This is a genomic window from Leucobacter soli (assembly GCF_042659205.1).
Taxonomy (GTDB): domain Bacteria; phylum Actinomycetota; class Actinomycetes; order Actinomycetales; family Microbacteriaceae; genus Leucobacter; species Leucobacter soli.
This window is the reverse complement of the sequence record NZ_JBHSRW010000080.1, coordinates 1-10,066: the sequence shown is the minus strand read 5'-3', so window position 1 is coordinate 10,066 and position 10,066 is coordinate 1. Positions and strand designations below refer to the sequence as shown.

Below are 10,066 nucleotides of genomic sequence, written 5' to 3'. Positions count from 1 at the left end.
GCCCTCGAGGCTGCCGCTGCGCTCGCCCTCGAGGGCGTCCGCGTCGACGCGGTGACCGACCTCGAGGGAGCCGTCCGCGAGGCGGACGTCGTGACGACGGTCACGGGGGCCCCGGAGCCGATCCTGCGCGACGAATGGCTCGCTCCCGGAACGCTGCTCAACGCGATCGGCTCGAGCACGCCGCGCGTCTGCGAGGTGCCCGAGGCGACGATCCGCAGCGCGTTCCTCGTCGCCGACGACCCCGACGCCGCGCTCGCCCTCTCCGGAGAACTCTCCCGGCTCGCCCCGCCCGTGCCGCGCCCCCGATCGCTCGGCTCGCTGCTCCGATCGGGATCGCTCCCCGTCGAGTGCGAGAGCCGCCGGATCGTGTTCAAATCGGTCGGCGTCCCGCTCCAGGATCTGGCCCTCGCGTCCGCGCTCCATGAAGCGGCGCGCCAGGAGACGGGGATCTCCCCGTGAATGAGCACCGCTCGGGCGAGCGGATCGTTCGGCGATGACCGGCGGGGCTGCGCTGCAGGTGCAGGATGCGGCGCTCGCTGCACAGCGCGGCCGCACCGAGAGTTCTAGCGTGAAAAGCGAATCACCGAACACTGAGGAGAGGATCCGACGATGACCGATTCGCAGCCCGTGCTGCCGTACACCGGCGACGAGTATCTGGAGAGCCTGCGCGACGGGCGCAGCGTCTACATCTACGGGCAGAACGTGACGGATGTGACCACGCATCCGGCCTTCCGCAACTCCGCGCGCATGATCGCGCGGATGTACGACGCCCTGCACGCCGACGACGCCGCGGAGCGCGGGCTTGTCGTGCCGACCGACACCGGGAACGGCGGATTCACCCATCCCTTCTTTCGGGCGCCCAAGTCGGCCGAGGACCTGATCGCCTCCCGCGACGCGATCGCCGAGTGGGCGCGCGTCTCCCACGGCTGGATGGGGCGTTCCCCCGACTACAAGGCGACCTTCCTCGGCACGCTCGGCGTCAACCACGAGTACTACGCGCCGTTCGCGGAGAACGCCCGCCGCTGGTACCGGGAGTCGCAGGAGCGCGTGCTCTTCTGGAACCACGCGATCGTGAATCCGCCCATCGATCGCGATCTGCCGCCGGACGAGGTCGGCAACGTGGCGGTGCACGCGGTGCGCGAGACCGACGCCGGCATCTACCTCTCGGGCGCGAAGGTCGTCGCGACGAGCGCCGCCATCTCGAACGTGAACTTCATCGCCTACGCCGGGCCCCCGCTGAAGGACCCGCGCTACGCGGTCGTCTGCGCCATCCCGATGGACACTCCCGGCCTCAAGCTGATCTGCCGGCAGTCGTACTCCGTCGCCGCCCAGGCCGCGGGCACGCCCTTCGACTACCCGCTCTCCTCCCGGCTGGACGAGAACGACGCGATCCTCGTGCTCGACGAGGTGTTCGTGCCGTGGGAGAACGTCTTCGCCTACGGCGACACCGAGAAGGTCTCCGGCTTCCTTTCGCAGTCGGGCATCGACAACCGGATCATGCTGCAGGGCTGCACCCGCCTGGCGGTGAAGCTCGACTTCCTCGCCGGCGTCTACATGAAGTCGTTGAAGATGACGGGGGCCGGCGAGTTCCGCGGAGTGCAGGCACGGCTCGGCGAGATCCTGGCCATCCGCAACCTGATGTGGAGCACCACGGAGTCGATGATCCGCAACCCCGACCCGTGGCTGGACGGTCACGTGCAGCCGAATCGGCTGGCCGGCACCGTGTACAGCTGGTTCGCCGTGTCGCAGCACTCGCGCATCCGCGAGATCGTGCAGGAGGATCTCGGCTCCGCCCTGATCTACCTCCCGTCGCACGCGGAGGACTTCGCGAACGAGGAGCTGCGGCCGTATCTGGACCAGTACGTGCGCGGCTCGCGCGGCGCCGACTCCGTCGAGCGCGTCAAGGTGCTCAAGGCGATGTGGGACGCGACCGGGAGCGAGTTCGCGAGCCGGCACGAGCTCTACGAGCGGAACTATCAGGGGACCCGCGAGAACGCGCGCATCAAGATCCTGAAGGAGATGGAGCGGCGAGGCGACGTCGAGCGCCTGATCGGTCTCGCAGACGAGTTCCTCGCGGGCTACGATCTCAATGGATGGACCTCCGACGACCTCTTCGACGGGAAGGACGTCTCGGTCGTCCACGGGCTCGCGGGCACCGACTGACCGCTGATCGACGGAGGCAGATGAGGAGAGACGTCGCCTACTTCCCCCCGCGGGAGTACCGCGATCCCAGAGCTTGGGCGATCGCCGCACCGCGCCTGATCCAGGCGGCGGCGATCGCCCCCTTCGGCGCGGGCGAGGGGTTCCGGTTGCGCGCCGAGGCGGCCTCGCTGGGCGGGATCCGCCTCGCCCATCTGGAGTCGGGCCCCTACGTGCACGAGCGCGCCGGAAAGTCCGCCGAGTCCTCCGAACCCAGCTTCACGCTGACGCTCCAGCGGCGGGGCGTCAGCCGCATCGAGCAGGGCGGTCGCACGATCGAGCTCGCCCCCGACGATTTCACGATCACGGACTCCTCGCGGCCGTACCGGCGGGAGTACCCGACCGAGAACACCGTGCTCGTCATCCTCTTCCCGCAGCGGATGCTCGCGATCCCGCCCCGCTCGCTCGCGCATCTGGTCGGCACCTCCCTCTCCGGGAGGGAGGGGCTCGGCGCCATCGCCTCGCGGCTCCTGGGCGGGGTCGCCGACCATCTGGCGGCGCTGCGCGAACCGCTCGGGCTCGCCATGGTCGACTCGGTGCTCGACGTCGTGTCGACGCTGCTCGCGGCTCGCGCGCTCGGGGACGATCAGGCGGATGCTCCGGTCTGGCAGCTGCTCGAGATCCGCGACTACATCATGGACCACCTCGACGATCCCGAGCTCGCGCCGGCGAGCATCGCTCGGGCCAACTTCATTTCCGAACGCCGGCTGCACCACCTGTTCCAGGGATCGGGAAGCACCGTCGGCGCCTGGATCCGCGGCCGCCGACTCGAGATGTGCCGCCGGGATCTCACCGACCCCGCCGCCGCCTCGCGCACCGTTCGCGAGGTCGGAGAGCAGTGGGGATTCACCAACCAGACGCATTTCGCGCGCGCGTTCCGAGCGGCCTACGGCTGCTCGCCGAGCGAGGCGCGGGCCGCCGGTACGATCGCGCACGAGGGGGAATTCGAGCTATGACCAGGGACATCACCTATTTCCCTCCGCGGGAGTACCGGGATGCCAGAGCCTGGGCACTGGCATCGGACCAGCTGTTCCAGACCACGCCGATCGTCCCCTCGGACACCGCCGGGAGTTTTCGGCTCCGCGCCGAGATGATGAAGCTCGGTCGCGTGCGGCTCGCGCACCTGGAATCGGGGCCGTATCTCAACGAGCGGTTCCCCGTCGAGGGCCAGCAGGTGGACCCGATGTTCATCCTCGACCTGCAGCGCGTCGGTCGCAGCCGAATCGAGCAGCACGGGCAGATCACCGAGATCGGGCCGGGCGACTTCTCGATCACGGACGCGTCGCGACCCTATCGCCGGGAGTACCTGGAGGCCAGGAACCAGGTGCTGGTGATCCAGTTCCCGCAGCAGATGCTCACGCTGCCGCCGCGCGCGCTCGCCCACATCCTCGGCACCTCGTTCTCGGGGAGCGCGGGGCTCGCGGCCATCATGTCGCGGTTCCTCGACGGCATCGCCGACAACCTCGCCGCCCTCCAGGAACCCCTCGGCCTCACCATGATCGATTCCGTCATCGACGTCGTCTCGACACTGGTGACCGGCCGCACCTCGGTGGGCGGAGAAGCCGGGGACTCCGCCTGGCAGCTGCTCGAGATCCGCGACTACATCATGGAGCACCTGGGGGACCCGGATCTCACCCCCGAACGGATCGCCCGGGCGAACTACATCTCGCTCCGCCAGTTGCACGCGCTGTTCGCGAAGTCGGGGTCCACGGTGGCCGCCTGGATCCGGGACCGCCGGCTCGAGATGTGCCGACGGGAGCTCTCCGATCCTCGCGCCGCGAACCGAACCGTGCGCGAGATCAGCGATCGGTGGGGATTCAGCAACCAGACGTACTTCGCGAAGGTCTTCCGGGCGACGTACGGCTACTCGCCGACAGCAGCGCGCCGCAGGGAGCCCTGAGGATCCCTGCGGCGCGAGAAGCCTGCCGGCCCGGCCTTACAGCACGGCTGAGAGGAACGCCTTCGTGCGCTCGTTCCGGGGGTCGCCGATCACCTGCTCCGGCGGGCCGACCTCGACGACGCGACCGGCATCCATGAACACCACCCGGTCGGCGACCTCGCGGGCGAAGCCCATCTCGTGCGTGACCACGATCATGGTCATGTCCCCGGCGCGGGCGATGTCCTTGATGACCGCGAGGACCTCGCCGACGAGTTCGGGATCGAGCGCACTGGTGGGCTCGTCGAACAGCATCAGCTTCGGCTGCATGGCGAGTGCGCGCGCGATGGCGACGCGCTGCTGCTGGCCGCCCGAGAGCTGCGACGGGTAGTGGCCGTCCTTGCCCGAGAGTCCGACGCGTTCGAGCAGATCGAGCGCGCGCGCCTTGACCTCGGACTTCGACTCCTTCAGCACGACGACCGGGCCGAGCATGATGTTCTCGAGCGCCGTCATGTGGGGGAAGAGGTTGAAGTTCTGGAACACCATGCCCACGTCGACGCGCTTCTTGCAGGCGTCGTTCTCGTGCAGCTCGTGGAGCTTGCCGCCGGCCAGGCGGTAGCCGATCATGTCGTCGTCCACGTAGATGCGGCCGCCGTTCAGCTCCTCGAGGTGGTTGATGCAGCGGAGCAGCGTGCTCTTGCCCGATCCCGAGGGGCCGATGAAGCAGACCGTCTCTCCCGGCTCGACCTCGAGGTTGATGTCGAAGAGCACAGGCGCATCGCCGTAGGACTTGTTCACGCGCTCGATGCGCACCGCCGCACCGCCGGTGACGGGAAGGGCGCCGGTGTCGTCGAAGGTTCTCGTCTTCTTGGTCATGCTGCTCACCTTTCCGCGGTCTTCCGCTCGATGAAGTACTGGGCGATCGACCACAGCGCGATCACCAGCAGGTACCAGATGCTGGCCACGATCAGCATCTCGATGACCTTGTAGTTGACGCCCGAGATGCTCTGCGCGATGGTCAACAGGTCGCCGCCGGCGATCACGGAGACCAGCGCGGTCGCCTTCAGCGTGTTCACCAGCTCGTTCCCGAGCGGGGGGATGATGACGCGGAGGGCCTGCGGCAGGACGACGAAGCGGAGCGTCTGCCCGCCGTTCAGGCCCAGTGCCTTCGACGCCTGGTACTGCCCGCGGTTGACTGCGAGCAACCCGCCGCGCACGATCTCGCTCATATAGGCGGAGGCGACGAGGACCAGACCGATGACCGATGCGATGAACGGCGTCAGCACCTTCTGCATCGATACCTGGTAGAAGACGATGTCGGTGAACGGGATGCCGATCACGATCTCCTTGACGAAGAGACCGAGGTTGCCGACGAAGATCAGCAGCACGATCATCGGGATGCCGCGGAAGAAGAAGACGTAGGCGGAGGCGATCGCGTTGAGCACCCGGCTCTCGGAGAGCCGCATGATGGCGAGCACGGTCGCGAGGACGAGGCCGATCGCCATGGCGAGCACGGTCATCTGGAGCGTCACTCCGAGGCCTCGCAGGATGGAGCCGTTCACGAAGTACTGGCCGACGACGTCCCAGGCGATGTACGGGTTCGTGCTCAGGCCGTATCCGATGCCGAGGAGGAGGAGGACGGCGAACACCGCCAGGGTGGTTCTGCCGTAGTGGCGGAGCGGGACGACGATCTCCTCGTCGGCGGTTTCTCTACGGCGCTCCGTCTGATCCGACGGAGGCGCGAGTTCTGGGGAGGTCAAAGCGTCGCCCTTTCTGTGCGGGTATGAACGATCGGACCGTGGGCCGGCGGGTTCATCGAGCCCGCCGGCCCACAGGTGGAAGCTAGTTCCGTTCGCCGGCCGGGGTGCCGGTGAGGTAGTTCACGACCAGCTGGTCGCGTTCGAGTGCTGCATCGGGAACGTCGTGATCGGCCAGGATCTGCTGGTAGACCCCGTCGTCCCACAGCTGCTGAAGGGCAGCGGCGAAGGTGGTGGAGAGCTTCGGCTCGTCCTTCGAGAACACGATACCGGAGAAGCCGCTGTCGAACTCCTCCGCATCGGTCAGCATGACGGCCTCGACGCCCTCGAGGTTCTTCGCGGCGCCGACGTGCACGGGCCAGGTGTCGATCACGCCGTCGATGGAGCCCGAGGCGAGTGCGACCTCCTCGGCCTGGGTGAAGGACTTGTACACGATCTCGGGCTTGCCCTGCGGCGCGCAGAACGTCTCGTTCGCGAGGCCGACGTAATATTCCTGGATCGCGCCGATCGCGCCGCCGATGGTGGCGCCGCACATGGTCTCGAACGACGTGATGCCGGACGGGTTGCCCTCGGCGACCAGGACGGCGAGCGGGGCGAGGTAGTGCGGGACCATGTCGTAGAGCGAGGTCTCGCGCTCGGCGGTCACGGTGGCCTGACCCCAGGCGACGTCGAGCGCACCGCTGTCGAGGCCGGGGAGCTGCCCTGCCCACTGGGTGTTGCGCCAGTCGATCTCCACGCCGAGGAGCTCGCCGATCGCCAGCGACATGTCGAAGGCGGTGCCGGCGGGCTTCGTGGCGTCCGTCTCGTCGGCGAAGAGCACCGGCGGGTTGTCGAAGGTGCCGCCGATGACGATGGTGTTCGACTCGAGGATGCGCTCCGGGAGCATGTTCCGGAGTTCCTCGTTCACCGTGGCGGTCGGCTCCTCGTCGGCGGGCGCCTCCTCGGCTCCACCGCTCGAGCAGGCGCCGAGGAGCAGCGTCACGCTGCTCGCGAGTGCGAGGGCGCCGAGGAGTCGACCCTTCCGCGAAAGTGTTCGGGTCTCGTGCATGGCCATGTTCGTTCCAATCGTCACTGATTCTGGACCTGGGGTTCCGAGGCCGTTCACTTTGCTGAACCGAACCTCGTAGTTAAAGAAGTTAACCCCGCCGATGAAGCTTGATAGCCAGTTTGCACTCTGAGAACGAGGCAGTGCACGAAAGGTGCAACTCGGAAACGAGTTGGTAACGAGACTGGAAGCACGAGGCTGGACCGGAAGAGGTGGCGACCGTGGAACGAACCGAGCATGCAGGAGCCGATGCGATCGTCGTCGGCGCGGGAATCTCGGGTCTCGTGACCGCGCGCGAGCTGCTGCGGCATGGGAAGTCGGTGGTGGTCCTCGAGGCCAGGGGTCGGATCGGCGGACGCACGATCCGTGCGCGTTCCGATGCCGGCGGGCTCGTCGAGGGCGGCGCGCAGTTCGTGAAGGGCGGCCATACCGCCGCGCTCCGCCTGCTGGAGGAGGCCGGCATCGAGCTCTTCGCATCGCCGAGTGGCGGGGAGGACGTCTACGTCGAGGGCGGGGCGGGGCGGCGCGAGATCGGTCCGTTCTCCGGCGACCCGGCGCGCGCTCGGAGCTACGAGGCGCTGCGACGCGAGTTCCTCGACGTCGCCTTCTCCTACGGTGCGGGCGAGGTCGTGCGTCTCGCCGACGCGAACGAGCTCGACGGCACGACCCTCTCGGCTTGGGCCGGCGCGCGCGCCGATGACGACGGGGTGCGGGGGCGATTCCTCACCGACACCACGTTCGGCATGGGCAGCACCGGCGGGGACGTCTCCCTGCTCGCCGCCCTGCACTATGCGAATTCAGCTGGATCGCCCGATCTCGGCCACGACCGATTCATCCGGGAGGGGTTCTCGTCGCTCGTCGACCACCTCCGCTCCCAGATCTCCGGTGCGACGATCCTGCTCGACGCCCCCGTCGAATCGGTCGCCCGCGTCGGAGAGCTCCTCTCGGTCCGCGCCGGGCGGAGGCACGTCACGGCGCCCGCCGTCGTGCTAGCCATGAGCCCGACCCTGCTGCGGCGGATCCGTCTTGACGAGGTCGACGGCGGCATCGACTGGCCCCCTGCTCGGTACTGGCGTCAGGAGCCGTCCGTGAAGGCGGCGCTCGACTACGACCGGCCGTTCTGGAGCGAGGCCGGCTTGAGCGGCAACATCGCCGGTGCCGGAGAGATCGCCTACGTCATCAATACGTCGACGCCGGATCGGCCTCAGCTGACCGTGCTCTGGAACCTCGGCGCGCACGGCCGCGGGCGGGAGGAGATCCGGCGCACGATCCTCGACCATGTCTCCGAGCACCTCGGCCCGGCTGCGGCGGAACCGAGCGGCATCGCGATCACGGACTGGTCCCTCGACCCCTATGCCGGCGGGTGCGGATCGCCGCTGCCGCCGGGAGTGCTCACCTCCGGAGATCCCTTCGCGGCGACGCTCGCACCGGGTCTGCTCCGGGCCGGCACCGAGTCGTCGCCGATGGGCTGGGGATCGGTCGAGGGCGCGATCCGCTCGGGAATCCGCGCGGCCGAGGAACTCGCACGATGAATCGCGATCCAGCCGATGCCGCCACTCTCGGCGCACGGTTGCGCGTCTCAGCGTGCGCATCTGCCGCGCCGAACGCCGGGCCCGGCGGGCGAGTTCCTAGGCTGGCAGGACGAGTCATCCCGGTGCGGGCAAGCGGAGTGAGAGGACGGTGCGGGAGATGAGCGAGAACGAGGCGGCGGAAGCCGCTGCATGGTGGCGGACGGTGCTCGGAGAGTTTCCGACCGGGGTCGCCCTGGTCACGACGACCGACGAGCAGGACGAGCCCATGGCGATGATCGTCGGGAGCTTCGTGGCGGTCTCGCAGGACCCGCCGATGGTCGGGTTCCTGCCGGTCGCCGGGTCGGGCACCTTCGCGGCGCTGCAGGCGAAGCGCACCTTCAGCGTCAGCGTGCTCGGCGCGAACCACGAGATGCTCTCGCGAGCGTTCGGCGGCAGGGCGGAGAACCGCTTCGAGCTCGCCGAGTGGAATACGTCTCCGGCAGGCGACATGCGCGTCGCCGACGCGCTCGCCTGGTTCGACTGCGAGTTGAACGCCGTGCACGAAGGCGGGGATCACGTCGTGGTGCTCGCCGATGTGCGCGACTACGGCGTGGGGGATGGCGGCGGCGGCCTGCCGCTTCTCTTCCTCCGCGGCGGATACGGGACCTTCGCCGCACCGTCGGAGCGATTCGACGCCTCGGATCTCTCGCGCAAGCTCCGTATGGTCTCCCGGCTCCGGGCCATCATCACCGAGCTCGCCGAGCAGCATGGCGTCGGCGTGCTGCTCGGCGCGCTGGCGGGGGAGTCGGTCGTCGTGCTCGCCGAGGCGAGCGGATGGACGGTGGGAGAGGAGCCTCGCGAGCACGAGGAGTTCGGCGTGAGCTTCCCGTTCGCCGCACCCATGTCGCCCGCGCTCGTCGCCTGGGCGCCAGAGGCGCGCGCCAAGCAGTGGCTCGAGGGCGCCCGCCACCTGATCGGCGCCGTGGATCGGGCCGGATACGCCGAACTGCTCGAGCAGGTGCGGAAACGCGGATACGCGATCTCGGCCGGGCGGACCATGATCGAGCGATTCGACGAGGTCATCGCGAGCAAAGGCCACGACCGGGCCGAGCTGGTCGCGCTGTGGAAGGCGATCCAGCGCGACCACGAGGTGCAGGAGGGATCGGGGGCGCTCAGCTCGCTCCAGATCCCGATCTTCGACGAGCACGGGCATTCGGTCATGGAGATCGTCGTCACCGGTCTCGACCTCGTGGGGGAGGCGGAGTTGCAGCGGATCATCGCGTCGGCGTTCGAGGCGGCGCGGGTCTCGACCGAACTGATCGGCGGCCGGCGCGATCCCGGGTGGGACGCGGTGACGGCGCGCTGATCACGCGATCTCCGGGCGTGAATCCTGCCCCTTCCGCGCGCAGAACGCGCGAAGCGCGCGCGGTCACGCGAGACGCAGGAGAGTAGAATCGTATGATGCAGAATTCTGAGTCTCCCGAGGGCGACGCCATCACCGAGACCGACCCCAAGATCGTGAACGATCCCGACGCGCCTACTGGCGACGACACCGCCACCGAGGAAGCCGCCGCTGAGGCGGATCCCGAGCCGACCGCCGAGCCCGAGCCGACCGCCGAGGCGGATCCCGAGCCCGCCGCCGAGCCCGAGCCCGAGCGCGCCGGCTTCGACGTGCTGG

The 10,066-nt window shown here is 68.8% G+C and carries 9 protein-coding genes and 1 pseudogene; 7 read left to right on the top strand and 3 right to left on the bottom strand.

Annotation, left to right across the window (positions count from 1 at the left end):
* The 4 genes and pseudogenes from ACFPZL_RS06925 to ACFPZL_RS06910 form a co-directional block, all read left to right on the top strand.
* Positions 1–459 (top strand): annotated as a pseudogene (locus tag ACFPZL_RS06925) (hypothetical protein); the annotation flags it as partial.
* A 150-nt stretch (positions 460–609) separates the two neighbouring features.
* Positions 610–2,163 (top strand): 4-hydroxyphenylacetate 3-hydroxylase family protein, encoded by a 1,554-nt coding sequence (locus ACFPZL_RS06920; protein WP_218114032.1) that lies wholly within the window; start codon positions 610–612, stop codon positions 2,161–2,163.
* Positions 2,164–2,183: 20 nt separating this feature from the next.
* Complete coding sequence (locus ACFPZL_RS06915; RefSeq protein WP_218114033.1) at positions 2,184–3,155, top strand: AraC-like ligand-binding domain-containing protein; 972 nt, start codon at positions 2,184–2,186, stop codon at positions 3,153–3,155.
* Positions 3,152–4,099, top strand: a complete 948-nt coding sequence (locus ACFPZL_RS06910; RefSeq protein ID WP_218114034.1) for an AraC-like ligand-binding domain-containing protein — start codon at positions 3,152–3,154, stop codon at positions 4,097–4,099. The genes ACFPZL_RS06915 and ACFPZL_RS06910 overlap by 4 nt, the downstream gene beginning before the upstream one ends.
* Before the next feature lie 36 nt (positions 4,100–4,135).
* On the opposite strand, the gene ACFPZL_RS06905 is transcribed toward ACFPZL_RS06910, so the two are convergent.
* From ACFPZL_RS06905 to ACFPZL_RS06895, 3 genes are all read right to left on the bottom strand, one after another.
* Positions 4,136–4,951 carry an amino acid ABC transporter ATP-binding protein gene (locus ACFPZL_RS06905; RefSeq protein WP_218114035.1) on the bottom strand — a complete coding sequence of 272 codons (816 nt, stop codon included), beginning with the start codon at positions 4,949–4,951 and terminating at the stop codon, positions 4,136–4,138.
* Between the two features lie 5 nt (positions 4,952–4,956).
* Entirely contained in the window at positions 4,957–5,835 is an 879-nt protein-coding gene (locus tag ACFPZL_RS06900; protein ID WP_218114036.1) for an amino acid ABC transporter permease, read from the bottom strand.
* A gap of 82 nt (positions 5,836–5,917) precedes the next feature.
* Positions 5,918–6,904 carry a transporter substrate-binding domain-containing protein gene (locus ACFPZL_RS06895; RefSeq protein ID WP_382334947.1) on the bottom strand — a complete coding sequence of 329 codons (987 nt, stop codon included), beginning with the start codon at positions 6,902–6,904 and terminating at the stop codon, positions 5,918–5,920.
* Positions 6,905–7,098: 194 nt separating this feature from the next.
* On the opposite strand from ACFPZL_RS06895, the gene ACFPZL_RS06890 reads away from it, so the two are divergent.
* The 3 genes from ACFPZL_RS06890 to ACFPZL_RS06880 form a co-directional block, all read left to right on the top strand.
* Positions 7,099–8,409: a flavin monoamine oxidase family protein gene (locus ACFPZL_RS06890; RefSeq protein ID WP_382334945.1), complete on the top strand. Its 1,311-nt coding sequence runs from the start codon at positions 7,099–7,101 to the stop codon at positions 8,407–8,409.
* A gap of 157 nt (positions 8,410–8,566) precedes the next feature.
* Entirely contained in the window at positions 8,567–9,754 is a 1,188-nt protein-coding gene (locus ACFPZL_RS06885; protein ID WP_218113796.1) for a flavin reductase, read from the top strand.
* Positions 9,755–9,849: 95 nt separating this feature from the next.
* Positions 9,850–10,066 (top strand): hypothetical protein (locus ACFPZL_RS06880; RefSeq protein ID WP_382334943.1); only part of this gene is annotated, 217 nt, incomplete at its 3' end.

Bases quoted from the DNA above. Each gene is read 5' to 3' on its own strand.
- ACFPZL_RS06920 (WP_218114032.1), top strand. From the start codon at position 610: ATGACCGATTCGCAGCCCGTGCTGCCGTACACCGGCGACGAGTATCTG.
- ACFPZL_RS06915 (WP_218114033.1), top strand. From the start codon at position 2,184: ATGAGGAGAGACGTCGCCTACTTCCCCCCGCGGGAGTACCGCGATCCC.
- ACFPZL_RS06910 (WP_218114034.1), top strand. From the start codon at position 3,152: ATGACCAGGGACATCACCTATTTCCCTCCGCGGGAGTACCGGGATGCC.
- ACFPZL_RS06905 (WP_218114035.1), bottom strand. From the start codon at position 4,951: ATGACCAAGAAGACGAGAACCTTCGACGACACCGGCGCCCTTCCCGTC.
- ACFPZL_RS06885 (WP_218113796.1), top strand. From the start codon at position 8,567: ATGAGCGAGAACGAGGCGGCGGAAGCCGCTGCATGGTGGCGGACGGTG.